The following is a 25,784-nucleotide window of genomic DNA, read 5'->3' on the forward strand; positions in this document are numbered from 1 at the left end:
CCTTCCATCCCCTTTTCATTAATGAATAATCATTCATTTTTGCTTCTTTTATTATACAGGACATGAAAAAAAGCCGCAACCTGCGGCTTACAATCCAACCTCCATATTTTCTTCCGCCAACAAAATCGTTCCATTGAATTGTTCGGATGCTTCTCTTGTAAGCTGATCCAACTCTCCAAAGTGCGGCAAATGAGTTAAAACTAACGTTTTTACGCCGGCTTCGCGTGCGAGCATTCCCGCCTGTTCAGCTGTCATATGACCGGCGGACGCCCCATCCATTCCTTTATAAAAATTGCTTTCAGCCAGCAGTACGTCTGCACCCACCGCAAAGGAAGAGAGTTCTTTTTTATAAGCCGTGTCCGCCGTATAAACGACTGTGTCATTCCCGTCCGTTATTTTTATGGCGTAACAGGGCGCCGGGTGATCTGTTTTCAAAAAAGAAATCGAGAATGGCCCGGCGTGAAGTGCGTTCTTTGGATCATAAGCAATTCCTTTTGTTATGTTTTTGTACGTCAGCGCCCCAAACCCATCTGATTCATTATGTCCATAGATTGGAAGCGGTTCGTTTCTCATTTTATCGGTGAACGAATCAATGAGCAGTGCATGCTGCAAGACACCGATATCCGCAATATGATCAGCGTGATAATGAGAAATAATGACAGCATCCAGTTCAGCCGGCTTTAAATGATTTTGCAGTTTCGATAGGACAGCGCTGCCGCAGTCGATGAGCAGCTTAAATCCGTCTTGTTCAATTAAATAACCGCTGCTTGCTTCATTAGCTTTTGGAAATCCGCCCCAGCAGCCGAGTATTGTTATATTCATAAATAGTTGCCCCTTTCTATTTGTTTATTTTATTCCCTCATTCCAAAAAAATAAAATTAATTTTCTGAAAACGGTTGACGATTTCCGTCTGTTATAATACAATACAAGTAACAAATCAAACAGTTATATAACAAAGGAGGAAATGACATGATCACAAATATCGTTGAATTTTTCAAAAACCTTCCGGCTAAACAATGCGCAAGCTGCGGTTCACATATTGAAGAGCAGCATGATTGCTACAGCAATACGTGCACAACGTGTGCATCGAAAGACCTGTAAGCATACCGCCAATTCCATGAAAAACCCACCGGCTACGCCTTGGCCGGTGGGTTTTTTTTAATGATCCATTGATTCCATATCGTGATCCGTTGTTTCTTCTTTCACATCAGCCGGAATAACCGCATTTCCGATCGCAATGGCTGATTTTGGCATAGTGTGCATGTTCCTTGCAGTAACATGCACCTGCACGTAATACGCCGCTTCTTCATTAAACATTTTTTCAACAGTATAGAACCCGTCTCCTTCTGAAACGGCATCAAGCATCTCGCTGTCTTCCTTTAAGCCTTCTTTCCATATTTCGTACTTCACTTCGTCAGCATCATCTACTGGCTCCCCGTCTTGTGTCACTACTGTAGAAATCGTGACTTCTTCATTTAAGTCGGCTTTTTCTGGTAAAGATAATGCAGCTTCAATTGGTACTGGCGGCTGATTTTCCGCCTGTTCTTCTTTTGGCGTACATGCTGCAAGCATAAACACAAGAATCATCATAAACCAGACCATCTGTTTCTTCATGTTCATTCTCCTTCTTTTATCAGTGCCGGCAGTATAACAGTGACTGTTGTTCCTGCTCCTGCTGCGCTTTCGATTATTAATTCGCCATCATGGCGTTCGACAATTTGTTTTACAATCGACAAGCCGAGCCCTGAACCGCCATCATGGCGAGTTCGTGCTTTATTAATGCGGTAAAACTGGCTTGTAATCTTTGGAATCTCATCTTCCGGCATGCCGGCTCCAGTATCGCGAACAATCCATTTAACAATGTTTTTTTCTTGTTTTAACGTAATATAAATGGGTTTGTTCTTTTCTGAATAACGCACCGCGTTATCCAGAATATTGGTCATGACTTGGCTCAGTCTGCCTTCGTCCCCGTTCACAATCGTTTCTTCATCCACATCAAGCTGAAAATGATTATGCTTCAGCCGAAAGATATCAACCGTCCGATAGACAAGATCAGCAAGCGGAATGAGTGTTTTTTCCATATTCATTTTACCCGAATCAAGACGGATCAATTGGAGCAAGTCATTCACAAGACGCTCCATTCGAATGGATTCACGATGAATAATCGAGAGCTGTTGTTTTGGATGTCCAATGCCATTAATCGCAGCCTCACTGTATCCTTTTATATAGCTGAGCGGCGTACGAAGCTCATGCGAGACGGTCGCAATAAATGTTTTTCGCTGTTCATCTTCTTTTTCAATAGCGTTGGCCATCTCATTAAATGTGCGGGCGAGCTGACCGAATTCGTCTTCTGAACCAGCCGGCACACGTGCTTTATAATCTCCTTTAGATAAGCGGACCGCCGCATTTTTCATGTTTTCAAGCGGTTTTGTAACATAATCAGTCCACTTCAGCCCTCCATACAAAAGAAGTGACATTAATAAAACAGCTCCAGCTGCCCAAAACATGACGAGACTTGAGACAAGTTCGTCAATCCGCTCAAGCGGGACATATAAATAAATAATTCCTTTTAACTGTTTTTCGTCTAACAGCGGATAAATAACTGAAATAATTTGCCGGTCAAACCGTTCTGAGTAACCGGTTTCTTCAATCATTTTATTTTCAAGCAACTGTGCCCGCTCTTCCGGACCAATTAACGTTTCATAGTCTGCTTCATAGGGAATGCAGGCGGCAAGCTCTCTCGGATTATGAACGGCAAATGCTTCAAATGATGATTTTTCACTGAACCAATTAACCTGATCCACAAATGCCGCATCCAAGTCTCCTCCTTCATAATCGTTGGAAAGATTTCCCGCCGCTTCTGCCAGTTCGGTTTTGACACTTTCTACATATAGTTTTTCGTAAAGCATGTATGCGAGTCCAAACGCGGCCCCAACTGCGATGATGACGAAAATAAACAGCGTCATCCATAACTTTTTTCCAAATGTCATACAGCGCCATCCACAAATTTATAGCCAATCCCCCAAACGGTTTCGATGGAGGCTCCTTCATTCTTCAGTTTCATCCGAAGTGTTTTAATATGTGTGTCTACCGTTCTGGTACCGCCGCTGTATTCCGTTCCCCATACTGTTTCAAGCAGCTCCTCGCGTGAAAAAATCCGGCCTCGCTTTTTAGCAAGAAGGACGAGCAGATCAAATTCTTTCATCGTCAGCTGAATAGCCGCGCCATCCACTCTCACTGCCCGGGAATGCACATCGATCGAAAGAGTCTGGTACCGGATCGTTTCTCTTTTTTCATCCACTCTGCCAAACCGGCGAAGCACCGCTTGAATGCGAGCGGTCATTTCACCTGGTGAAAATGGCTTAACGATATAATCATCTCCGCCGATTGAAAACGCCCGCACTTTGTCCCATTCCTCACCGCGGGCAGTCAAAAAAATGATCGGGACGTCGCTGTATGAACGAATGGATTCACATATGGCAAATCCATCACGTCCAGGCATCATTAAGTCTAAAATGATAAGATCGGGATGGGATTCTTTCAGCTTTTCTTCCGCTTCATCTCCATTTAATGCTGAACTGACGGTGTAGCCCGCATTTTCCATATACATCGTCACCAAATCCACCATATCCTGCTCATCATCTACTATTAATAAATGAGACATTTTATTCACCTTCTTTTATAAAAATCATAAACGGTCCTTTGCCGATATCGACCGTTTTTATTTTCTTAAGCGTTTTTTCTTTGTAAAAAGACACAGTGCCGCTGTCATAACCGGCAGAAATCACGCGGTTACCGAGCACGGCAACCGAAAAAGGGTTCGCTGGCGCTTCTATTCCCGCCGCGCTTTTCCGTTCCGGATTAAACACGTATAGTTTGTTGGACCCATGGCTTGCCGTATATACATAGCCGCCTTTTTCCGCAAAAGCGATCGGCATAACCGGTGCATCTACTGTGGCAGTGAGTGAACCTGTTTGGAGTGAATAGACGTGAATTGTTTCACCCGCCTCCGTTCCATATCCGTGTCCGCCGACCCATAATTCTTTTTTTGCTCCATTGACAGCTAAACCGGCAGATGATGTCGGAATGGCAAATTCCCGGTCCACCTTATGCGAATGGATATTGATTTCCGACAGCACCGTGTCTTGATAATTAATAATATACAATTTTTCTTTATGTTCAAGCATCGTCATCGGATAGCGTCCCGTTTGTGTTTTTTCCGTTTCCTGTCCTTCGCTGTTAAAAAAATGAACAGCCCCATCTTTTTTCACTGAAAAAGCAACTTCTTTTGTTTCGTTTATAAAAGCCGCGCCGGTAATGCCTGATGGCACAGTCCAGGCAGCGAGTTTTTTACCTGTTTTCGTTGAATACAAGACAGCGCGGTCAAGCTCTGTTCCATATAAAAGAATCGTCTCATCAAATAAGACCCCGCCTGTATATCGTTCATCAAATGCCCATTCAGCAAGTATGGCACCCTCTGAGTCCACAAATGTTAAACCGGGCTCCTGTACTGTTAAAATGGCGGCAAATTCATCACTCCATACCGGTTCAAATGATGCCTGACTGCAGCCGGTAAGCAGCAAAATCACCGCCAACATGAATTTTTTCAATCACGCATTCCTCCCCGTTATTCCCTTTATTATAATGAATGGGTGTGAAATAAGTGTGAAAAATTTTCAAAAAAAGACGGCTAAAGCCGCCTTATGCAGCTTCAAGCCGTCCATATTGTTTTTTAAACTGGCCGCGGAAGTAAATGCCCGTCACCGTAATATTAAATAAAGCAAATCCGATTAATACGGCTGCATTTCGCCACATAAACGCATAATCACCGCTTGAAATGACAGCCCGGAATCCATTAATTGAGTATGCCATCGGCAGGGCGCCTGTTACATGCTGGAGCGCCTTAGGAATAAGCTCCAACGGGAATGTCCCGCCGCTTGCCGTTAATTGGCCGATCAAAATGAGGACAGCGATAAACCTCCCTGGATTCCCCAGGATAGTTGCCAGCATTTGAATGAGTGTCATAAACGATGCACTTGCGATAAGCGCCAGCAGGAAAAACCGTGGAACACTTTGTACATCCAAATGGAGGACACCGAGCAAAAAGATCGATGCCGCCGCTGCCTGACATGCACCGACAAGCAAAAAGATGCCAAGCTTGCCCGCGTACCAGGAAAGTCCGCTTTTTGGCTGTTCCGGCGGCTCTTTTAACGGAAAAATAATGGTCAGCATAATGGCGCCGACAAACAAGCCAAGCGACAGCATGTACGGTGCCATGCCTGTTCCGTAATTCGGCACTTCGTGAAACGACTTCTTATCCACTTGGACCGGTTCCGCCATCATATCATATGTTCCCTCATCTGCTCTGACATCGCCTGCTTCATCCGCTGCTTTTGACAGCTCTGTCTGAAGCTCCTTCGTTCCCTGCTCTAATTCTTTTGAGCCTTCTGCAAGCTCCGTTGACCCATTTGCAAGTTTTCCGGCTCCATCTGACAATTGATGTGATCCACCAGCCAGTTCTGTTAATCCTTCTGAAAGACTGCTTGCCCCTTTGGCAAGAGAATTCGCTCCTGTTTTGGCTTGGGCTGTTTTTTGAGTGATCGTTTCCAAGCCCGATACAAGAGTCTGCTCCCCTGACTGAAGTTCTTTTGCCCCATCATGCAGATTTCCCGCTCCTGTCGCAAGATCTCCAAGTCCAGACTGCAGCTGCTCCTGACCGGATTGGATGTCTTCAAGACCGGATGAAAGTTCCGCCATTTTGTCAGTCATTGTTCCTGAAACAGCTTTATTTAACTCATTTGCACCTGATGCGATTTGTGTGCTTCCACCTTGCAATTCATCAAATCCGGATGAAATTCCGGCGTTTAATGATTCTTGCTGTACCGCCATTTCATTGTTCATTGCGTCCAGCTGCTCTTCTGTCATGACTTGGGACAGCACCGGCATGAGCTGCTCCATTTGAGCTTTTTGTGCCGCACCGATTTGGTTTTTCAGTTCTGTTTCAAACTGTTCCATGCCGGCGTTTAAATCATTTGCACCTGACGCAATGGAAGCTGTCCCGTCCGTCAATGCGGGTATTTGCTCACGGAATTGATCTACACCAATTTTGGCTGATGCTGTCCCGTCAATCAGCTTTGGCATATTCGTGTTCGCTGACACTAAACCATTTTGGAGTGCCGCTGTCCCTGACACGAGCTGATCCGTTCCGGTCTGCAGCTGTTTGCCGCCATCAGAAAGCTTCGTCTGGCCGTCTGAAAGCTGGTCGAGGCCGTCTGAAAGCGTGGCTGCCCCAGCGGCCACTTCTTTTGCCGCCGCGCTGGCCTCGTCAATGCCCGATGAAAAAGAAATAGAGCTGTCAGCAAGCGTTTCAAGATTTTTCTTTAATTCATTCGTTCCGTCTGTTATCTTTAAAGCACCTTCATCAAGCTTCCCAGCTCCTTCTCCCGCTTCCGCATACCCATCACCCATTTTTTTAATGGTATCAAACATCGTTTCGGCGTATGTTTTCGTGACGTCTTTTTGAATGGAAGCGCGTATTTCTTTCATCGCCGACTGGCCGATTTGCGAAGAGACAAAATTATAGCTTTCATTTGATGTATAAATTAATTGAAGCTTTTCTGGCTTTTCGTCCATCAATGTCGTTGCGTTTTCTGAAAAGTTTTCAGGTATTTCAATCATCATATAATATTCCTGCTGCTTTAAGCCGTCTAATGCCTGATTTTTTGTTACAACATGAAAATCAAAGTCATTGTTTTTTTCCAGTTCTTTTTGCAGTTCATCACCAATTTTGAACGTTTCTCCCTCAAACTCTGCCCCTTTGTCGCTATTCACGACTGCAACCGGCAGCTGGTCTAAATGTCCGTACGGATCCCAAAACGCCCACAAAAAAACGCCAGAATACAAGAGCGGAATCAACATGACAGCAATAATGGAAATGAGCAGCATCCGATTTTTAGCGATCTCTTTTAATTCTCTCCAAAACATATTTGTACCTCCAAAATGACCATTTTGTTCATTTGGTCATTTATTTTCAAAAAAGAAGGACTGACGCTATTGAGACAATCCTTTAAATACATATAGCTCAAACAATCTGGCAATATCTTCTTTCGACAGCGCACTGCCACGCCGTTCCCAGTCTACAACGAGCGTAATGTACAGTTTCAGCATAACGAATGCGGCAATTTCAGGATCTGTCTGTTGAATTTCATCCCGTTCCATCGCTTCTTTCGCTTGAACTGCAATATAACTGACAATTGCATCTTCCATTTTTTTCAGCGCTTCTGCTACAGCCGGTGTGCCCATTTCTTTTTCTTCTTGAAACAGCTTGACTGCCAGCTGATGCTTCGTCCGAAATGCCAGTATTTCAAAAAGGGCGCGATGGACATTTTCATGAAAAGATTGCGTTGGATCCATGACCGCTTCCGCCACTTCCTTCATTTCCTTAATAAGCGTGGTTAAAATGTCTTCAAACAGCTCTTCCTTATTTTTAAAAAACGTGTAAATTGTCCCCTTGCCAACGTTAGCCAGTTTCGCCACCTGATCCATCGTTGTTGCTTTATAGCCAAACAGTGTAAACGACTTTGTTGCGGCCTCGATAATATCTTTTTTTCGCTCTGACACCATCTAAACACCTCATTTTTGACCAAAATAACGTTTTGGTCATTTCGTTCCAATGAGTATTTTATGCTTGTTTCACTGTATTGTCAACACAAAAATCCCGCCGGAAGCCGGCGGGATGTAGATTATAATTTTCCTTCTTCTTTTAAATGCTTAATGACGACATCACCGAGCGCTTCAATGAACTCCGGACGGGCATTCGGCATTGGCGGACGGTAGTAGCCGGCGCCAATTTCATTTGTTACCACTTTGCATTCATAGTCGTTATCAAATAATACTTCGAGATGATCGGCAACAAACCCGGCCGGTACATACATAAATGCTTTATAGCCGTTTTGTTCATACAATTCACGCGTTAAATCCTGCACGTCTGGTCCGATCCACGGCTCCGGTGTATTGCCGGCGCTTTGCCAGCCGACAGTGTATTGTTCTACACCTGCCGCCCCTGCGAGCAAGTCCGCTGTCTCTTTTAATTGCTGCGGATAAGGATCACCTGCCGCGATAATTTTTTCCGGCAGGCTATGGGCAGAGACGATTAAAACAAATTGCTTCTTTTCTTCGTCTGTCATCGTTTCAATTGTTGCCTGAATTTGATCTGCCCAATATTGGATAAATTTCGGCTCATGGTACCAGCTTTCGATGGATGTAATCAAAGGGCCATCAATTTTTGCAGACTCTTCCGCCGCACGTCCGTTATATGACTTCACGCTGAACGTGGAGAAATGCGGGGCAAGCACGATTGAAACGGCTTCTTCAATGCCGTCTTTTTTCATTTGATGAACAGCGTCTTCAATAAATGGTTCAATGTGCTTTAAGCCTATATACAGCTTAAATTCAACGTCCGGCTGCATCTTGTTTAAAAAGTCAGTCAAGCCTTGCGCCTGTTCTTCAGTAATCTTTGCAAGCGGTGAAATACCGCCAATCGCTTCATAACGGCTTCTTAAATCTTCCAGCGCTTCATCTGACGGCTTGCGGCCGTGACGGATATGCGTGTAGTACCGTTCAATATCTTCTTCCTTGTAAGGCGTTCCGTACGCCATGACAAGAAGACCCATCGTTTTTTTTGCCATGCTGATTCCACCTCGTTTAATTCATTGTTTTGTCTATTATTGTGTCACGAAATAAACATGTGTTTAAAAATGAAATGTTTATTTCGATGTATACTCATGGACAAATGCCGTTAGGCGCTTGAGCGTATCCGGATTCACTTCCGGGAATACACCGTGCCCAAGGTTGAAAATATGGCCTGGCAACGCCATGCCCTGGTCCAAAATCGCTTTTGCGCGCTCTTCAATCACGTCCCACGGAGCCAGCAAAATTGATGGATCGAGGTTCCCCTGCAATGTCTTCGTCAAGCCCATTTCACGCGCTTCCGAAATTTGCATGCGCCAGTCTAATCCCACTACGTCAAGCGGCAGGTCGTGCCACTCTTGCACCAAATGGCTCGCGCCAACACCAAACATAATGAGCGGCACATTTTCAGAACGCAGCTCACTGAAAATGCGTTCCATGACGGGTTTAATAAATGTCCGGTAATCGGCCACATTTAACGCGCCCACCCATGAATCAAAAATTTGTACGGCTTTAGCGCCCGCTTTTACTTGAGAGCGAACGTATGTGATCGTCATATCCGCCAGTTTATTCATTAACGCAAACCACGCTTTTGGCTCCGCGTACATAAACGCTTTCGTTTTATTGTAATTTTTAGATGGACCGCCTTCGATCATGTAGCTGGCTAATGTGAACGGGGCACCTGCAAATCCGATGAGCGGAACATTGAGCTGCTCTTCTGTTAAGAGGCGGATTGTTTCAAGTACATACGGCACATCGCTTTCCGGATCAATTTCACCCAGCTTTTCAACATCATGCATCGAGCGAATCGGGTTGGAAATAACCGGACCGATGCCTGATTTAATGTCCACATCCACACCGATGGACGGGAGCGGTGTCATAATGTCTTTATATAAAATCGCCGCATCGACGTCGTACTGCTCGACCGGCAGACGCGTTACATACGCACAGATTTCCGGCTGATGCGTTATTTCAAACAGTGAATATTTTTCTTTCAACTTCCGATATTCCGGCTGCGAACGTCCCGCCTGACGCATATACCAGACCGGCGTATAATCGGTTTTTTCGCCTCGTGCCGCTTTTAAAAATGTATCGTTCAAATGCCTCATATGAATAGAGTGCCACCTTTCAACTATGACAGTTTAGAATCACTATTGATTATTATAGCCTACTGCCCGGTACATTTCACTAAAAGGATGTGTTGTTCGCAAATTCGCCAAAGGAATGTGTTGAAATTGGAAAGAGGGGTACAGAAAAAGATATACTATTACTTGAGGTGATGAAAGATGAATGTATTTATTACAAGCGGAACATACGACTTTTTGAAAACGATTAAACAAAAACACGCTGCGGAAAAAATGGTGCTGATGGATGGCGCAGAAGGAGCCGCACTCATCCATGAGACGAATGGGAAAACTGTATTTTCATCACCACGCCGTTATGAGGTCGTGGACACTTCTGGAGAGATTGGAGACCGGGGATACGTGGTTCTGAACAACATTCCTGTGACAGATGAAGGACGACCCCTTTTTGAGCACCGCTTTAAAAACCGGGCCGGCGCGATCGAAAACGAGCCGGGATTTGTCTCAATTCGTGTGCTGCGTCCACTCGACTCAGATACGTATGTTATCTTTACACAATGGGAAAATGTTAAAGCATTTGAAAACTGGAAGTCGTCTGAAGCCTATAATCAAGCTCATAAAAAACGCGGAACAGAAGAAGGTCTCGACAAACGTCCAAATATTTTTTCCGGTGCTTCTTATTTAACAACCTTTACAGTTCCGGAAGAAAACTAAAAGCCATGGGATGGATGTCCATCCCATGGCTTTATCTGTACGATTTACGATTTGCCTGCTGTATTATTTGCCTGTTCAAGAAAAAGGCGATGAAAAGAAATACGCCTCCGCCAAGCAGCCAGCCAGCGAGGACATCTGTCGCATAATGCGCGTTGTCCGCTACCCGGCTCATGCCGGATAAAAATCCCAGCATCAGCGCTGCTGTATAAAATATCACCGTTGTGCCTGCATAAAAGCTCATGAAGTATGCAAAAAGCAAATAAAAAATGATGCCCACCATCGCATGACCGCTAACAAAACTAAATCCGTCTTCTCTGTGCGGAAAAGGCGGCCGTTCCCGTGCTATCCATTCTTTCAGCGCTTTATTCAAAAGATTTCCGCCGCCTACACCGATTAAAATCGCTGTAATGCCCCCCCCTATTTCTTTTCCAAAAAAGAAATAAAATCAACAGAACTGCTCCGCCGCCTAAAACGAGCTCTGAACCAAGAAAGCGGCATGCTGCTAAAAAAGATACATCGCCGAATGCATGCATCACCCCATCATCAATAATGGATGCCCAGCCGGAATCAAATTCAAACAGTAAAATGGTAAATAAAATCAAACATATGAAACTCCCAGCCAGCAACTTCTACACCTCTGTCTTGTTTTTCATCAGTGTAGGATGACTATCTGCCTAATGCCATACTACAGACAAGAAGCTCTTTAAAATCGGTTCATTTTTTCCAGCCTTGACGGGGTGTACATCCCAACAAAGAAAATCGTAAACGCAATCGATGCGGATAGAACAATCGCTCCACCAAGCAATCCTCCGGACAATGCCGAAACACCAAATACAATAGATTCGACCATCATTACGCGCATAAGGAGATGCTGCACCGCTTTTTGCCTGCCTTCTTCCCCATCCGGATACAGCTGTGTCCAGATCACATACCCGTGCCTTGCAGAAATCGGCAGCAGCTGAAAGCCAGTTAAATATAAAAATAACAGCGCGGCAATCAATTGGACCGGCAGCAAACCACTGAATCCAATAATAAGCACCCCGATCACCGTCAGCCGAATGTACAACCCAATATACTCATTCATGCGCACAAACGTCCGGTGAAGCAAATAGGTGTATGTTCCTTTACCCGGACCCGGCAGCAGCCCATCAAGCCACGCGCGGCGCTTTACCGTTCCGCGTAAATGCGGAACGTCCGTGAACATATTCGCGAGCCGGTAAAAAGCGGCCATTCTCTTTTCTTCAAGCTCGGTCAGCAGCTCCCATTTTAACGGCCGATTTCCAGCGCGGTTCATATAAAAGAGCCAATAAGCCATGATGAGAATAGCAATTCCGGCAATGCCATATTCTAAAGAAAAGACGGCAAATAAAAAAGCAGTATTGATCAGCAGACGAGCTGCCATGTCAACAATACGCACATCATTCGACGGCACATTTAATGCTTTCAGCCGGCAAAACAGGTTCCACAGCTTCGCGGCAAGTACGGCACCCAAAAACAGAAAAAAGCTGCCAAATCCGGTTCCTTCCGCCTTCGCATACATTGGCATTGCAAATGCCAATAGTGCGATTAAAATATAGCTTTGCACCGCGAAGCTTGTCCAGACTGCTTTTTGAAAATAAGGCTTCATTTCGCTTTCAAGCGGCAGCAAGTAGACGGTATCAGGCTGTTTTATGTACGTATAAACCTGGCTCCAAGCAAGAGCCGCTCCAAGTACAATAGCCATAATAAGCGGTGCTGGAAAGGTCCCGTCAATCGTTTCCACCCAGCCGCTGTAATAATACAAAAGTGCACCAAGCGCAAACACGAGCACAAACAGCAAGTGGTCATTCAGCATGTAGCGCGTATATTTGCGAACTTCCGCGTAATAAGCAGCTGCACGTTCTTTAAACATAGCATTTGCTGAAAACTTCATAGCACCGCTTCCTTTGTCAGTTCCACATAAATATCATCTAGCGCAGCATCCGGCATGTGAAAGTCACGACGCAGCTCATCCATTGTTCCTTTTGCACGCACACGCCCTTCATGCAAAATAATAAACGTATCACAATATTTTTCTGCTGTTGCTAAAATATGCGTCGACATTAAAATACCGGCGCCGCTCTCTTTCATCTTATTCATTAAATCAAGCAGCGACCGAATGCCAAGCGGGTCCAGGCCGACAAACGGCTCGTCAATAATGTAAAGCGACGGCTCCGTTAAAAAAGCGCCCATAATCATTACTTTTTGTTTCATCCCTTTTGAAAAATGAGCAGGGAACCATTTCATTTTTGCGTCAAGACGGAATTCTTTTAAAAGCGGGCCGATGCGCTGCTCATACTCTGCTTCTGACAAGCCATATGCCATCGCCGTTAAACGCATATGCTCTTCAAGTGTCAGCTCATCATAAAGCACCGGCGTTTCCGGTACAAATGAAAACTGGCGCCGGTAGTCAGACGGGCTTTGTTCGAGCGTCAGTTCATTGATCGTGACACTTCCTTTTGATGGTTCCATCAAACCAATAATGTGCTTGATGGCCGTACTTTTGCCAGCACCGTTTAAGCCAATGAGTCCGACAAGCTCGCTTTTGCCGACCTCAAATGAAACGTCGTGCAGCACCGGCTTTCGTGTGTAACCGCCGGTGATATTTTCCACAGATAATAATGACATTCCAAAACGCCCTTTCTTCTCAATCGTTACACGTATCATATCAAAATTATGCCTGCTTCACATAGTTCCCTGCATCCGGAATATATGCTACACTTTTCATACCAATATATAAAAGGAGTGCTGACTATGGATAACTGCATTTTTTGCAAAATTACAAACGGAGACATTCCGTCCGCAAAAGTATATGAAGACAAGAACGTCTATGCCTTTTTAGACATCAGCCAAGTAACAAAAGGCCACACGCTTATCATTCCGAAAGTACATAAAGAAAACATTTTTGAGCTGGATGAAGAGATAGCTGGTCCATTGTTTGAATCGGTGAAAAAAGTGGCCGATGCGATTCAATCCGCTTTTTCTCCAAAAGGACTGAACTTATTAAATAATAACGGAGAAACAGCTGGACAGACGGTTTTTCATTACCATATGCATTTAATTCCGCGCTACGGATTTGATGACGGCTTCCATCCGGTTTTTAAAGAAAATAAAGGCAGCCATGACCTTGCAGGCATCGCCGCTGCGATCCAGTCTCACCTGTAAGTAAGCAGCACAGCCGCTGCGAGCGAAAGTGCACTCATCAAGCCGAACCGGCCGGCTCTTTTTTCAATAAGCGGTTCTCGCTTTTTTGCGCTTCCTTTATGTGGTACAGCATGCTTGTAAATAAAATAAATCCGCTCCATCATAAAGCAAAAATAAGCCCTTGCATGACATCGACTCCTTCTCATACGTTTGTTCCACATTTTTTCGGGAATTATATCATATATATGTATGTGTAAAATAAACAAGAATGAATGATGAGGTGAAAAAATGAATAAAAAAGCATTTTTTACAGGTATTGCAGCCGGTATTACAGCCGGTGCTTCTGCCGCGCTTTTAAGCGCTCCAACGAGCGGCCGGGACACACGGGCAAACTTGAAAGACAAGCAAGTGTCTGCTAAACTGAGCGCGATGGAAATTAAAGGTAACGCGGGCCAAGTAAAAGAATCGGTAAAACGCCTTGTTGAGACAGCGAAACAAGAGGTACCGGACAAAGTCAATAGTATTAAAGTAAATGCTGCGCTTTGGAAAGAAAGCATTGAACCAAACAAACAGGCACTTCAAAAAGAAATTACCAACATTCAAAAAACGGTGGAAGATTTGCAGGAAAGCCTGCCACAGCCGCCGGCATCGGGAAAATAACAGACACGGAAGGGATCTTGTTCCTTCCGTGTATTTTTATTTTTCAGCTTATTCGAAATTTTTGCGAATTTCCTCTTTCTATTTTTTTATTTTATTGGCATAATATAAATCAATGAATAATAGATTTGAGGTGGAAGACATTAATAAAACAAGTGAATCAACGTCGACTCATCAATATACGATGAAAGAAGCCTTTATGTTCAGCCAGCGAATGGCCCAGCTTTCAAAAGCATTATGGAAAGCGGTCGAAAAAGATTGGCAGCGGTGGATCAAACCATATGATTTGAATATTAATGAACATCATATTTTATGGATTGCCCATCATTTAAAAGGCGCTTCTATTTCCGACGTGGCTAATTTTGGTGTTATGCACGTATCAACAGCGTTTAACTTTTCCAAAAAACTAGAAGAACGCGGACTTCTTACATTTTCTAAAAAAGAAGATGATAAGCGGAATACGTATATTGAGATTACACCTGCCGGCGATGATTTAATCTTTAATTTAATGGAACAATATGATCCTGAGTCCAATCTCGTGTTTTCCGGCAGTGAACCTCTGCGTGAGCTATTCGGAAAATTCCCAGATCTCTCCGAATTGATGGCTATTATTAAAAATATTTATGGCGATGATTTCATGGACATTTTCGAGACCTCTATTCATAATATTGAGCGGGATTTTGATGAAGAAGATAGAGAATTAAAGCGGGCTGAACGTTCTCAAACATCCGGGTAAGCAAATTGCCAGCCGGATGTTTTTTTATGTCATAAAAATTATGCTTGCTTTTTCCCTGGCGCCGTCGTAAATTATGAAAGCAATCCCTTTAACAACGGAGGTTATTCTTTTATGAAATGCGTGCGGACGTACAACTTTGAAAAAAACTATGGCTACAACAAGCTGTTTTTCGTGTCCATGATGACAACGATGCTCGTGTTTCTTCTCGCTTTTTCATTCATGCAGTCTTATTATTCAAAACCGCTTCATGCCAATGGCTTTTCCTGGTTTGCAGTGGGGATTTTGGCGGTTTATCCGCTTCATAAATTGATTCATCTTTTTCCGGTTCTCACTTATCGTCCGAAAGTGATGTGGGACCGGAAATATTCCGTTTTGCCGGTCGTGACAGTTATTACCCGCAGTCCGATGCCAAAAAAAAGATTTATCGTCTGCTTGTCGCTTCCTTTTTTCGTCATGACTCCACTTATGCTGGCCGGCGCAATGATCATGCCGGAATATCTGCATTATTTTACGATGACAGCTGCGTTTCATACCGGCATCTGTTTATTGGACTTTCTTTACATTAAAGCGCTCCTATCCTGTCCAAAGGATGCGATTATTGAAGAAGATTTAGATGGATTTGAGGTATTACTGCCGGAATAACGTCCCGCCTGACGCATTTGCTGGTGGGTTCTGTTTTCAATTTTTTCGACATTTTGATATAGTTAATTGTACAAGGCAAACAGAGGGGGCATCATGTGGCAGCATTAATCATTACATTCATTATTTTCTCCGTCTTTATTTTGTATCACATAAATCGGATGACCAATTTATTATGCATTCAAAAAGAGATTCCGGAAGAACGGCATGAAAAAATATTCCGTACAGTGAATATTTTAATTGTCATTTTGCTTTCCACTTCTTACATTGAAATACTGTATGTGTAGACCTGCTCTTTTTAAAAGACGGGTCTTTTCTTTTCTCAAGCCGTTAACTGTGTTATAGTTGTCTGTGGAATAGAGATTAAATGAACATTAGGGAGTTGTTTTTTGCATGAAGAAATGGGCATTACCATTATCGCTTGCAGCGGGTGTACTCGTACTTTCAGGCTGTGGCAATAGTGAAGGAAACGTTATCGCCACATCAAAAGCAGGCGACGTAACTGATATGGAACTATACGCGGAAATGAAAGACAAATACGGTCCGCAAATGGAGCAGGCGCTGCAGGAACTCATGCAGAAAAAAGTCCTCTCTGACAAATATGAAGTGACAGATGAAGAGCTGGATAAAGAAGTAAAAACGGCTAAAGAGCAATTGGGCGACCAGTATGAAATGTTCTTGTCTCAATACGGTCTTGACGAAGACGGTTTTAAAGAGTTCTTAAAGCTTGAGCTTCTTCGTGAAAAAGCAGCGCTTGCTGACGTGAAAGTAACAGATGCCGAAGTACAGGAATATTACGATGCATGGCAGCCCGACATTAACGTCAGCCATATTCTCGTTGCAGATGAAGCCAAAGCAAAAGAAGTAAAACAAAAATTAGCGGATGGCGGCGACTTTGCGGCGCTTGCGAAAGAATATTCAACAGATCCTGGTTCAGCTGAAAATGGCGGCAGCCTTGGCTGGATTGATAACGCCGGCCGTGCACAGTTTGTTCCAGAATTTACGGAAGCACTCGGTACACTGAAAGTAAATGAAATAAGCGAACCGATCAAATCGGACTACGGCTACCATATTATTAAAATTACCGATCAAAAAGAAAAAGGATCATTTAAAGATTTGAAAGACCAAATGACCGAAGAATTAAAGCAGTCTAAAGTGGATGCAACTGCTTCGCAGGAAAAACTTGACGAAGAAATGAAAGCAGCGGATGTAAAAGTAGAGGACGAAGACTTTAAAGACGCATTTAAAGCAGACGAAGCAGCTCCAACAGAGGAAACGCTTCCGACTGAAGAAGGTGCAACTGAAGGTGACGCCGCTCCAACAGAAGAACCAGCAGCTGAAGATGACGCAGCCGCTACAGAAGAAGCAAAATAAGCAAAAAGCACCCGTAATGGGTGCTTTTTTGTTAATTTGAAAAACGCGGTTTATAAAACGAACGGTTATCCAGCGGAAAAATCCGCTCAGAAAACTCGCCCGGTTTTGTACGGTCAAGCGCGCGGTCAAGCATATTCATTTTTGCATCAAGGTTATCGATGTAATGCAGCATTTCCGCTTCTTTAACCATCGGCGGCTTCGGGCTTCCCCATTCCGCTTTTCCATGATGGGACAGGACGATATGCTGCAGCACCATCACTTCTTCCCCTTCAATGCCAAGCTCTTTTGCCATTTGACCAATTTCATTGACCATAATCGAAATATGGCCAATTAAGTTCCCTTCAGCTGTATACGTTGTGGCAACTGGTCCCGACAGTTCTGTCACTTTACCGAGGTCATGCAAGATCACACCCGCATACAATAGGTCACGATCAAGCGATGGATAAAGATCAGCAATTGATTTAGCCAGCTGAAGCATGGACACGACATGATAGGCAAGCCCCGACACGAACTCATGATGATTTTTCGCCGCTGCCGGGTACTCAAGAAATGGCTGATGATATTTTTTCAAAAGCGCGCGGGTAATGCGCTGAATGTGTGGATTTTTCATTTCAAAAATAAACTGGGTAATCGTCTCAGTCATTTCTTCCTGACTAAGTGGTGCTGTTTCGACAAAATCGCCTGCATCCATCCCGTCCTGCGGCGATGCCGGGCGAATTTGCCGAAGTTTTAACTGCATACGCCCCCGGTAATTTTGAATGTCCCCTGCCACTTTTACGATCGTTTGCGGCATGTACATTTTGACTGTCTCGTCTTTTGCATCCCACAGCTTCGCCTCAATTTCTCCACTTGTATCTTGGAGCATAAGCGTTAAATATGGATTGCCGTTCACAGCTGTACTTTTCACCGCTGAACGAATCATTAAAAAGCAGTCAACGCTTTCGCCTGCTTCATATTGTGTAATTCCTTTTTCCACTGCATTGTCCCCCTCGTCCACTACTCAATTTCTTTTTATTATATCATAGATCATACGTTCTTTCCGTTTTCTTTATGCTTTTTTCTTTCGTCCTTATTGTATACAATGATTGTATAGCAAATAAGGGGGAAATCCTATTGAAAACATACACGCTGACGATATTTGAAAAAAACGGTGAAAAATTACTTGACCATTCTTTTGAAGCATTATCAGATGAGGAAGCAAAATCACGCGGCTCACAGCTGCTGCAAGAACATGGTAGTGAAGAAAAAACACATCGCTGTACATCACCCGAAGGAAAGTTGTTGCTTTTTCACATTTGATCATAAAGAAGGCGCATTCAATATTTGAATGCGCCTTCTTTTATTGATTAAAAACGGGTTTTCTTTTTTCCAAAAATGCCCGGATCCCTTCTTGATGATCCTCGCTTTCCCGCATTTTCAACTGGCCCTGCTTCTCAAGCTCCAGCGTTTTTAACAACTGCGGCCTGTTTATGTCCGCCATAATTTTTTTTGTTTTAATCATCGTCTGAATCGGCTTTTGATATAGCTCTTTCATTAAGTAGGCCACTTCCTGCTGCACAGCGCCAGGTGCAACAGACCTGTCGACAAGTCCCATTTCCGCTGCTTCAGCTCCGCTCATCACTTTCCCATCCCAAATGACTTTTTTTGCTTTTACTGCCCCAAGCCGGCGTTCCAGCATAAAGTGGCCGCCTCCATCCGGAATTAGACCAATTCCGATAAAGTTCATCGCAAGCTTCGAGTCTGTTTCGCATAAAACAAAATCCGCTGCCAGTGCAATGCTTAAGCCAAGTCCAGCCGCTGCCCCATGGATAGCCGCAATTGTCAGCTTTGGCATCGAATAAAAACAAAGGGCAATATCGGAAATCGTATCCATTACGGATGGAAATTGCACTTCATCCATCGCTGACAGCATTTCTTTTATATCCCCGCCTGCTGAAAAGACAGGGCCTTCCCCTGACAAAACGACAATATCGACGTCATCATTCCGGCTTACCTCTTTTAAGCAGCAGCACAGTTCTTTCATCATGTCCGTGTTGAGGGCATTCATCGCACTCGTACGGTTCAAACCAATGTACGCTGTTTCCCCTTCGATAGAACAAAGCACATATTTCATTTTGTCGCCTCCCCTTTTACTCCTTTATCATACAAAAAATGAACAATTATTCATAGTATTTTGAATAAAAAGACGTCTCTTATTAAGTCGGGAATGCCATCAAAATAACTGCCTGCAAAATACCGATCAAGCCGCCAAGCAATGCGCCTAGCCATGTAATCATTTTTAATTCGCGGTGGGTAATATCCAGAACAATCATTTCCAGCCGCTCCGTTGAAAATGTTTCAATCTGCTGCCGGACAATGTCAGCAATTTTTAATTTTCCCATCATAGATGGAATACGCTTCGCCATTTTTGTAATACCTTTAGCAGTCAGTTCCGGAATGAGTGTACTGGTCACTTTTTCTTCAAATGGTACCGCATAAGCGGATAACGGCTGATTTAAAAATGTTTCAAGATCAAGCTGGCCTGCAACAAACTTTTTCGTTTTTTGCATTGCTTTTTCATCCGAAAATTGCTCTAATACATCTGCCCACTTCCATTCAACCACTTTGTCCCATTCACTTTTCAGCATCGTATCAAGCAAATCCTTCGTTCCCGGACTTGTTAAAAATTTAACAATTTCCGGACGAATTTTATCTTCGAGTGATGTGTTCCCAAGCACCATTTGAATCACGCTGCCGAATTTGCCCCATTCTGCCAAAAAGTCATCCGTCATGCGCTTCACCCGGTACCGTCCTTCTTCGCTGGAGAAGTAATCGGCACTTTTGGTTAAAATATAAGCGGAAACGTTCGGAATTTTTTCTTCCGCTTTATCAAGCCATTCTGCCGGCAGTGACTCTTTCACTGTCTGATCAACGTAAAAATCTTTAATAGCTGTATACTTTTGGTCGATCCATTCATTCATCCGCGCTTCAAGATTCGCACCGGCATTTGAAAAATGCGCTTTTTGAAGAATTTCTGCGATTGTTATATCAGATTGCATCCATTTTTTCGCTTCTATTTGCAAAAAAGCTTCTATTTCTCCACGAACCTCGGGTTCATTTAATTTTTGTTCAATGCTCTCCGGTGTCAGCAAATGCTCATCGACAATTTTCCCGATTTGACGAGCCAGCTCAGATTTTCGCTTTGGAATTAAGCCGGGTGTAAAAGGCACGCGCCATCTGCCGATATAACGGGCATTATGCGGCCTAAACAGCATGCGAATGGCGACTGCATTGGTTACACCGCCAATGACAGCACCAATGATGCCCATAAATAAAACAAACCAAAATTTATCCAACGTTAATTCCCCCTTTCTTCACATGAAAAACGATGCTGATTCCGGATGGGAACAGCATCGTGTCATTATGTAATCAGCGGATCATTTCTGCGCTGATTGCCGTTTTACTTTATCTGCTTTTCACAAGCATATTGACTGCTTCTTGAATCGCCTCATCTGCATTTTGACCGCCTTCATGCGCGTCACGAATACAGGATTCAAGATTTTGTGCGACAATCAAGCCGATTGAACGATCAACAGCGGAACGAATGGCAGATAGCTGTGTCACCACTTCACGGCAGTCTTTTTCTTCTTCCACCATTTTGATCACGCCCCGTACTTGTCCTTCAATACGGCTCAGACGATTTTTCACATCGCGGTTGTACGTTTTCATTGTCTATCTCTCCGTTCTGATCTCCTCATTCATTTATGCATAAAAAACTGTATCAATAGTATAGCACAACAATTGTAAAAACGCTTGTGAGAGGCGCTTCTCCCTTCCTTTGCAGGAAACAACTACCTGTGTTTAGCAGGCATAAAGAGCTTTATTCAATACATACTAGTAACACAATCACATCGGGTCGCTATCCGGCAGTCCGGACGATCTTATCGAGGCGGTGCAACTCCGTCGGTACCCGACCAACTATAATAAAGGGAGATGAACAGCAATGTCTAATCGCAGCGGAGGTCGTAACCAACTACTTGCACCAGGAGCTCAACAAGCAATTGATCAAATGAAGTACGAAATTGCATCTGAATTCGGTGTACAATTAGGTGCCGATGCAACATCTCGTTCTAATGGTTCAGTAGGCGGCGAAATCACAAAACGTCTTGTACAAATGGCTGAACAGCAATTAAACGGTCTTCAAAAGTAATAAACGATCTTCAAAAGTAATAAACGGTCTTCAAAAGTAATCTTATGAAAATGAAGCCGCCTCAAGAGCCCAGCTTTTGAGGCGGCTCTTTCGTTATTATTCCTTCTTTTTAGAAGGCACATTGACCATTTGTTGAGGATCGATCCATTTATCATACTCTTTTTCCGTTACATATCCGGATGCAATCGCTGCTTCTTTTAAAGTAGAGCCCTTTTTATGTGCTGTTTTGGCTATTTCCGCCGCTTTTTCATAGCCAATGTGCGGATTCAGCGCTGTCACAAGCATCAATGATTGCTCCATCAATTCTTGAATAACATCAAGGTTTGCTTCTATGCCTGAGGCGCATCGTTCGTTAAATGATGTGATACCGTCTGCTAAAAGACGAATGGACTGTAATGTATTGTACACGATAACCGGCTTAAATACATTCAATTCAAAATTCCCCTGGCTTGCTGCAAATCCGACTGCGGCATCATTGCCGAACACCTGGACGGCAATCATCGTCAGCGCTTCACTTTGGGTCGGGTTCACTTTTCCCGGCATAATAGAGCTGCCTGGTTCGTTTGCCGGAATTGATAGTTCCCCAAGTCCGCTTCTCGGGCCGCTTGCAAGCCACCTGACGTCATTAGCGATTTTCATCACATCTGCTGCGAGCGCTTTTAACGCACCGTGTACATATACAATTTCATCATGGCTCGTTAGGGCGTGAAATTTATTTTCTGATGAAACAAATGGGAAGCTTGTTTGTTTTCGTAAATGACTGGCCGTAATATCACCGAATGATGGATCTGCATTGATTCCTGTTCCGACAGCTGTACCGCCGATTGCTAAATGAAGAAGGCCTTTTTTCGACTCATTAATCATTTCCTTACTGCGGACGATCATATGGTGCCATCCGGAGATTTCTTGCCCGAGCGTAAGCGGGGTTGCATCCTGCAAATGGGTGCGTCCGATTTTAATCACATTCATGAATGCTTTTTCTTTCTTCTTGAATGTTTTTTTCAGCTGCTTTAATGCAGGCTTTAATCGTTTTTCAATCTCATTATAGACCGCAATATGCATCGCTGTTGGAAATGTATCATTCGAGCTCTGGGACATATTTACGTCATCGTTTGGATGAATAAGCCCTTCTTGCCCGGCAATTTCTGATGCCCTTCTTGCCACAACTTCATTCACATTCATGTTTGACTGTGTACCGCTTCCTGTCTGCCAGACAACAAGCGGAAAATGCTCATCCCATTTTCCTTGTAAAATTTCATCGCATGCTTCAATGATTGCGTTCATTTTTTGTTCAGGCAGCTTTCCAAGCTCACCATTTGCTGCAGCAGCTGCTTTTTTCAGCTGTGCAAACGCATATACCATTTCAATCGGCATTTTTTCTATACCGATTGGGAAATTTTCCAAGCTTCTTTGCGTCTGTGCCCCCCAATATTTATCTGCCGGCACCTTCATTTCACCAATCGTATCATGTTCTATTCGAACATCCATTATTCATTCCTCCTTAAAATGCTGCTCGTTACACTTTTCCCGTTTTTCATCGCTTCATGCCGTCAAAACAAAAAAATCCGCTTCGCTAAGCGAAACGGATTTTTTTTCATCAATCGATCAATCCTTCTTCTTTTAAAAATTCTTCTGCTACTTCTTCATATTTTTTGCCGTCCAAATCGACGCGTTTGTTTAATTCCTGCATGCGTTCGTCGTCGATCTTGCCAGCGAGCATGTTAAGCACTTCCTGAAGTTCCGGATACTCTTCCAGTATCTCTCCACGTACAATTGGAACAGCATAATAAGGCGGGAAGAACTTCTTATCATCTTCTAATACTTTCAAATCAAATGCTTGGATACGTCCATCTGTCGTGAATGCATCAATGGCATCCACTTCATTGTTTTTAATCGCGCTGTACATAATACCTGTATCAAGTGTCTGCGTTGATGCAAAATTAAAGCCATAAACTTCCTGCAAACCGGGATAGCCGTCAGCTCTTTCTAAAAATTCCGGCTCTGAGCCAAAACGCATATTGCCGGCATATGGCTGCAGCTGAGAAATCGTCTCAATTCCATATTTTTCTGCATCCGCCTGGCGAATCGTTACAGAATATGTGTTATTAAAACCGATCGGATCCAGCAGTTGAAGATTAAATTCTTCATTGAAGCGGTCTTTTACATAATCGTATACATCGTCAGGATCATTGCTGTCAATTTCTTCTTTTAAATAGTTTAGCAAGATTGTTCCCGTATATTCAACAGACATATCGTAAGAACCTTGTTTTAATCCGTCAAATACACCAGCAGATCCGCTAATAAAGGATTCGTAATTCACATTTAAGTCTGTTTCTTCCTCAATTAATTTTCCATACACATGCACAAGAATTTCTTGCTCTGTAAAAGACTTTCCTGTAATTGTAATCGTGTCCTCCGCTTGTCCCCCACCAATAAACGGCCAAATAACCATACCAATAAACAAAAGCGCTGTTGCGCCGGCAATTGCCAGCGTCATTTGACGGCCTCGCTTGCCTTTTTTCTGCAATGCTTCTGTTGAGGAATTGTATTCAATTCTTTTTAATATAAAATCAAGAATAATGGCAATAAGCGCCGCCGGAATCGCTCCTGCTAAAATAAGTCCTGAATTATACGTCTGCAATCCGCGGAAAATCAAGTCGCCAAGACCACCCGCTCCGATAAGACCGGCAATGGTTGCTACTCCGACAATAAGCACTGTGGCTGTTCTTACACCACCCATAATTACTTTCATTGCAAGCGGCAGCTCGACCATCCATAGCACTTGCCGGCTTGTCATGCCCATTCCGACTCCTGCTTCAACGGTCGACCGGTCGACCCCTGTAATGCCAAGATACGTATTCCGCAAAATTGGAAGCAGGCCATAAATCGTCAACGCAATAATAGCGGGTGCTTTTCCAGTACCGATAAAAGGAACAAGAAACACGAGTAAGGCTAAGCTTGGAATGGTTTGAAAAATGGCTGTAATGCCGATGATAGGTTCGGCGATTTTTTTACGGCGGGTTAAATAAATTCCGAGAGGCACGGATATGAGGATCGCAAGGCCAATTGAAATTAATGATAAATATAAATGTTCAAGAATAAGCTGCCATATTTCAGTCCATCTTGTTGTAAATGCATTAGTTGTTTGAGCAATTAAATTGAACGTAAAAATACGTCATCTCTCCTCCCTAGACAAATTGATTCGATATGTGGCGTACGATACTGGCACGATTAATAATGCCCTGTACCCGGTTTTCTTCATCCGTTACAATGATAAAACTAATCGGCGATTGGTTAATCATTTCCAAGGCCGTTTCCGGATCTTCGAGATTATTGATAACGGGCACTTCTACTTTTTCAATGTCGCGCAGCGTAATCTCTTCGTTTATATACGATTTTTGCAAGTCCCAAATACCTACAACCCCCTGATATCGCCGCTGATTATCAACGAGAATTAAGCTGTCGACACGTTTTTGCCGCATCATTTTTAATGCAGCTGCAACTCCTCTGTCTGGTGATGCTGTAATGGGGGACGTCATTAACAACTCCAATGCCGGCAGAGAAATTGAATCCTGCTGCATCCGATCTTCACCGATAAACTGTCGAACGAAATCATTGGCTGGATGTCGAAGTATTCGTTCTGGTGTGTCAAGCTGTACGACAACACCGTCCTGCATGATGCAAATCCGATCGGCAATTTTTAACGCTTCGTCCATATCGTGTGTCACAAATACAATTGTCTTTTTAATTTCGCTTTGCAGCCGAACCAATTCATCCTGCAGCTGCTCACGGCTGATTGGATCAAGCGCGCTGAACGGTTCATCCATTAAAATAATGTTCGGCTCCGCCGCCAGCGCCCGAATTACACCAATTCGCTGCTGCTGCCCGCCCGACAGTTCAGCTGGATACCGGTCCCCAAAAACGGATGGTTCCAGTCCCACAAGCTCCATCAGTTCATTTACTTTTTCCGCGTACTTCACTTCTTCCCATTTCTTTAGCTTTGGCACGAGACCGACATTTTCTTTAATTGTCATATGCGGCATTAAGCCGATTTGCTGAATGACGTAGCCGATATCCCGCCGGAGCTGAACCGGATTGATTTGGGAAATACTTTTACCATCAATTGTAATGGATCCGCTTGACGGATCCATTAAGCGATTGATCATTTTCATCGTCGTCGTTTTCCCGCAGCCGCTCGGACCAATTAGGACAAACAGTTCCCCAGTTTCTACCTTTAAATTAATGTGTTTAAGCGCTTCAAATCCATCTGCATATTTTTTTGATACTTCTTTAAACTCAATCAAAGCACACACCTCCCTCCATGTCTTTTTCCCTACTGGAATATATCTAAAACATAGAACCTTAATTTTTTTGTCATTTCGGTCATATGGGTTTAAGGTGTCTTACCTGAGGGAACCTTATACATAACAAACTAAAGCATGAGGTGAACGGAATGTTGAGAACAATTTTAATGGTCATTGGAGCAATTGTAGTAATATCATGGATTATTTCCATGCTGTAAAAAATAAAAAAAGACCTTTCC

At 43.6% G+C, this 25,784-nt stretch carries 31 protein-coding genes; 10 read left to right on the top strand and 21 right to left on the bottom strand.

Translation table 11 applies throughout. The features are described from left to right. Positions 1-87 precede the first annotated feature (87 nt). On the bottom strand, positions 88-822 hold the full coding sequence (locus tag VQ00_RS09550) for an MBL fold metallo-hydrolase (protein ID WP_046179899.1): 735 nt from the start codon (positions 820-822) through the stop codon (positions 88-90). Between the two features lie 147 nt (positions 823-969). Between VQ00_RS09550 and yhfH the strand changes: the two genes are divergently transcribed. Then, positions 970-1,101 carry a protein YhfH gene (yhfH, locus tag VQ00_RS18120; RefSeq protein WP_082091522.1) on the top strand — a complete coding sequence of 44 codons (132 nt, stop codon included), beginning with the start codon at positions 970-972 and terminating at the stop codon, positions 1,099-1,101. A 57-nt stretch (positions 1,102-1,158) separates the two neighbouring features. Here the strand turns inward: yhfH and VQ00_RS09555 are convergent, their stop codons facing one another. The 8 genes from VQ00_RS09555 to hemE form a co-directional block, all read right to left on the bottom strand. After that, the gene (locus VQ00_RS09555; RefSeq protein WP_052728455.1) at positions 1,159-1,614 is read right to left on the bottom strand and encodes a FixH family protein; all 456 of its coding nucleotides are present in this window, start codon (positions 1,612-1,614) and stop codon (positions 1,159-1,161) included. A 2-nt stretch (positions 1,615-1,616) separates the two neighbouring features. After that, positions 1,617-2,990, bottom strand: coding sequence for a sensor histidine kinase (locus VQ00_RS09560; protein ID WP_046179900.1), 1,374 nt, complete (start codon positions 2,988-2,990; stop codon positions 1,617-1,619). Next, positions 2,987-3,664, bottom strand: coding sequence for a response regulator transcription factor (locus VQ00_RS09565; RefSeq protein ID WP_046179901.1), 678 nt, complete (start codon positions 3,662-3,664; stop codon positions 2,987-2,989). The genes VQ00_RS09560 and VQ00_RS09565 overlap by 4 nt, the downstream gene beginning before the upstream one ends. Position 3,665: 1 nt before the next feature. After that, the gene (locus tag VQ00_RS09570) at positions 3,666-4,610 is read right to left on the bottom strand and encodes a hypothetical protein (protein ID WP_046179902.1); all 945 of its coding nucleotides are present in this window, start codon (positions 4,608-4,610) and stop codon (positions 3,666-3,668) included. A 91-nt stretch (positions 4,611-4,701) separates the two neighbouring features. Then, on the bottom strand, positions 4,702-6,984 hold the full coding sequence (locus VQ00_RS09575; RefSeq protein ID WP_046179903.1) for a YhgE/Pip domain-containing protein: 2,283 nt from the start codon (positions 6,982-6,984) through the stop codon (positions 4,702-4,704). 66 nt (positions 6,985-7,050) lie between these two features. Continuing rightward, a complete protein-coding gene (locus VQ00_RS09580) occupies positions 7,051-7,623 on the bottom strand; it encodes a TetR/AcrR family transcriptional regulator (protein WP_046179904.1) in 573 nt (190 codons plus the stop codon). A 119-nt stretch (positions 7,624-7,742) separates the two neighbouring features. Next, on the bottom strand, positions 7,743-8,687 hold the full coding sequence (hemH, locus tag VQ00_RS09585; RefSeq protein WP_046179905.1) for a ferrochelatase: 945 nt from the start codon (positions 8,685-8,687) through the stop codon (positions 7,743-7,745). Between the two features lie 78 nt (positions 8,688-8,765). Next, entirely contained in the window at positions 8,766-9,797 is a 1,032-nt protein-coding gene (hemE, locus tag VQ00_RS09590; RefSeq protein ID WP_046179906.1) for a uroporphyrinogen decarboxylase, read from the bottom strand. Positions 9,798-9,974: 177 nt separating this feature from the next. On the opposite strand from hemE, the gene VQ00_RS09595 reads away from it, so the two are divergent. Then, on the top strand, positions 9,975-10,484 hold the full coding sequence (locus tag VQ00_RS09595) for an antibiotic biosynthesis monooxygenase family protein (protein ID WP_046179907.1): 510 nt from the start codon (positions 9,975-9,977) through the stop codon (positions 10,482-10,484). A gap of 31 nt (positions 10,485-10,515) precedes the next feature. On the opposite strand, the gene VQ00_RS09600 is transcribed toward VQ00_RS09595, so the two are convergent. The 4 genes from VQ00_RS09600 to VQ00_RS09610 all read right to left on the bottom strand — a co-directional run bounded on the left by VQ00_RS09600 (position 10,516) and on the right by VQ00_RS09610 (position 13,130). After that, positions 10,516-10,854: a phosphatase PAP2 family protein gene (locus VQ00_RS09600; RefSeq protein ID WP_052728456.1), complete on the bottom strand. Its 339-nt coding sequence runs from the start codon at positions 10,852-10,854 to the stop codon at positions 10,516-10,518. Then, positions 10,847-11,086: a hypothetical protein gene (locus VQ00_RS17735; RefSeq protein WP_052728459.1), complete on the bottom strand. Its 240-nt coding sequence runs from the start codon at positions 11,084-11,086 to the stop codon at positions 10,847-10,849. Before VQ00_RS17735 ends, VQ00_RS09600 begins: the two co-directional genes overlap by 8 nt. Positions 11,087-11,187: 101 nt before the next feature. Further along, a complete protein-coding gene (locus VQ00_RS09605) occupies positions 11,188-12,396 on the bottom strand; it encodes an ABC transporter permease (protein WP_046179908.1) in 1,209 nt (402 codons plus the stop codon). After that, positions 12,393-13,130, bottom strand: a complete 738-nt coding sequence (locus tag VQ00_RS09610) for an ABC transporter ATP-binding protein (RefSeq protein WP_046179959.1) — start codon at positions 13,128-13,130, stop codon at positions 12,393-12,395. Before VQ00_RS09610 ends, VQ00_RS09605 begins: the two co-directional genes overlap by 4 nt. A gap of 126 nt (positions 13,131-13,256) precedes the next feature. Here VQ00_RS09610 and VQ00_RS09615 point away from each other — a divergent pair, with 126 nt between their 5' ends. Next, the gene (locus tag VQ00_RS09615) at positions 13,257-13,667 is read left to right on the top strand and encodes an HIT family protein (RefSeq protein ID WP_046179909.1); all 411 of its coding nucleotides are present in this window, start codon (positions 13,257-13,259) and stop codon (positions 13,665-13,667) included. On the opposite strand, the gene VQ00_RS18610 is transcribed toward VQ00_RS09615, so the two are convergent. Then, positions 13,658-13,810: a hypothetical protein gene (locus VQ00_RS18610; RefSeq protein ID WP_172645562.1), complete on the bottom strand. Its 153-nt coding sequence runs from the start codon at positions 13,808-13,810 to the stop codon at positions 13,658-13,660. The two genes, VQ00_RS09615 and VQ00_RS18610, sit on opposite strands and share 10 nt — an antisense overlap. Before the next feature lie 124 nt (positions 13,811-13,934). On the opposite strand from VQ00_RS18610, the gene VQ00_RS09620 reads away from it, so the two are divergent. From VQ00_RS09620 to VQ00_RS09640, 5 genes are all read left to right on the top strand, one after another. After that, positions 13,935-14,306: a YtxH domain-containing protein gene (locus tag VQ00_RS09620; RefSeq protein WP_046179910.1), complete on the top strand. Its 372-nt coding sequence runs from the start codon at positions 13,935-13,937 to the stop codon at positions 14,304-14,306. Positions 14,307-14,418: 112 nt separating this feature from the next. Beyond that, positions 14,419-15,039: an HTH-type transcriptional regulator Hpr gene (locus VQ00_RS09625; protein ID WP_082091525.1), complete on the top strand. Its 621-nt coding sequence runs from the start codon at positions 14,419-14,421 to the stop codon at positions 15,037-15,039. A gap of 111 nt (positions 15,040-15,150) precedes the next feature. Next, positions 15,151-15,681 (top strand): DUF3267 domain-containing protein, encoded by a 531-nt coding sequence (locus VQ00_RS09630; protein ID WP_046179912.1) that lies wholly within the window; start codon positions 15,151-15,153, stop codon positions 15,679-15,681. A 95-nt stretch (positions 15,682-15,776) separates the two neighbouring features. Then, entirely contained in the window at positions 15,777-15,965 is a 189-nt protein-coding gene (locus VQ00_RS09635; protein ID WP_046179913.1) for a hypothetical protein, read from the top strand. Between the two features lie 106 nt (positions 15,966-16,071). Continuing rightward, on the top strand, positions 16,072-17,052 hold the full coding sequence (locus VQ00_RS09640) for a peptidylprolyl isomerase (protein WP_046179914.1): 981 nt from the start codon (positions 16,072-16,074) through the stop codon (positions 17,050-17,052). 31 nt (positions 17,053-17,083) lie between these two features. On the opposite strand, the gene yhaM is transcribed toward VQ00_RS09640, so the two are convergent. Further along, on the bottom strand, positions 17,084-18,028 hold the full coding sequence (gene yhaM, locus VQ00_RS09645) for a 3'-5' exoribonuclease YhaM (RefSeq protein ID WP_046179915.1): 945 nt from the start codon (positions 18,026-18,028) through the stop codon (positions 17,084-17,086). Between the two features lie 137 nt (positions 18,029-18,165). On the opposite strand from yhaM, the gene VQ00_RS09650 reads away from it, so the two are divergent. Then, positions 18,166-18,351: a YhzD family protein gene (locus VQ00_RS09650; protein ID WP_046179916.1), complete on the top strand. Its 186-nt coding sequence runs from the start codon at positions 18,166-18,168 to the stop codon at positions 18,349-18,351. Positions 18,352-18,391: 40 nt separating this feature from the next. Here VQ00_RS09650 and VQ00_RS09655 read toward each other — a convergent pair whose 3' ends face one another. The 3 genes from VQ00_RS09655 to VQ00_RS09665 form a co-directional block, all read right to left on the bottom strand. Beyond that, a complete protein-coding gene (locus tag VQ00_RS09655) occupies positions 18,392-19,165 on the bottom strand; it encodes an enoyl-CoA hydratase (RefSeq protein WP_046179917.1) in 774 nt (257 codons plus the stop codon). Positions 19,166-19,247: 82 nt separating this feature from the next. Then, positions 19,248-20,387, bottom strand: coding sequence for a DUF445 domain-containing protein (locus tag VQ00_RS09660; protein WP_052728460.1), 1,140 nt, complete (start codon positions 20,385-20,387; stop codon positions 19,248-19,250). Between the two features lie 109 nt (positions 20,388-20,496). Further along, complete coding sequence (locus tag VQ00_RS09665; protein ID WP_046179918.1) at positions 20,497-20,760, bottom strand: metal-sensitive transcriptional regulator; 264 nt, start codon at positions 20,758-20,760, stop codon at positions 20,497-20,499. A 274-nt stretch (positions 20,761-21,034) separates the two neighbouring features. Between VQ00_RS09665 and VQ00_RS09670 the strand changes: the two genes are divergently transcribed. Then, the gene (locus tag VQ00_RS09670) at positions 21,035-21,241 is read left to right on the top strand and encodes an alpha/beta-type small acid-soluble spore protein (RefSeq protein WP_046179919.1); all 207 of its coding nucleotides are present in this window, start codon (positions 21,035-21,037) and stop codon (positions 21,239-21,241) included. 96 nt (positions 21,242-21,337) lie between these two features. Here the strand turns inward: VQ00_RS09670 and fumC are convergent, their stop codons facing one another. The 3 genes from fumC to VQ00_RS09685 all read right to left on the bottom strand — a co-directional run bounded on the left by fumC (position 21,338) and on the right by VQ00_RS09685 (position 25,545). Next, a complete protein-coding gene (fumC, locus tag VQ00_RS09675) occupies positions 21,338-22,729 on the bottom strand; it encodes a class II fumarate hydratase (protein WP_046179920.1) in 1,392 nt (463 codons plus the stop codon). A 109-nt stretch (positions 22,730-22,838) separates the two neighbouring features. Further along, the gene (locus VQ00_RS19375; RefSeq protein WP_281175920.1) at positions 22,839-24,284 is read right to left on the bottom strand and encodes a glycine betaine ABC transporter substrate-binding protein; all 1,446 of its coding nucleotides are present in this window, start codon (positions 24,282-24,284) and stop codon (positions 22,839-22,841) included. A 145-nt stretch (positions 24,285-24,429) separates the two neighbouring features. Next, on the bottom strand, positions 24,430-25,545 hold the full coding sequence (locus VQ00_RS09685; RefSeq protein ID WP_046179922.1) for an ABC transporter ATP-binding protein: 1,116 nt from the start codon (positions 25,543-25,545) through the stop codon (positions 24,430-24,432). Positions 25,546-25,784 lie beyond the last annotated feature (239 nt).

Origin of the sequence: Domibacillus tundrae (genome assembly GCF_000970675.1) — a bacterium.
GTDB classification, from domain to species: Bacteria; Bacillota; Bacilli; order Bacillales; family Domibacillaceae; genus Domibacillus; species Domibacillus tundrae.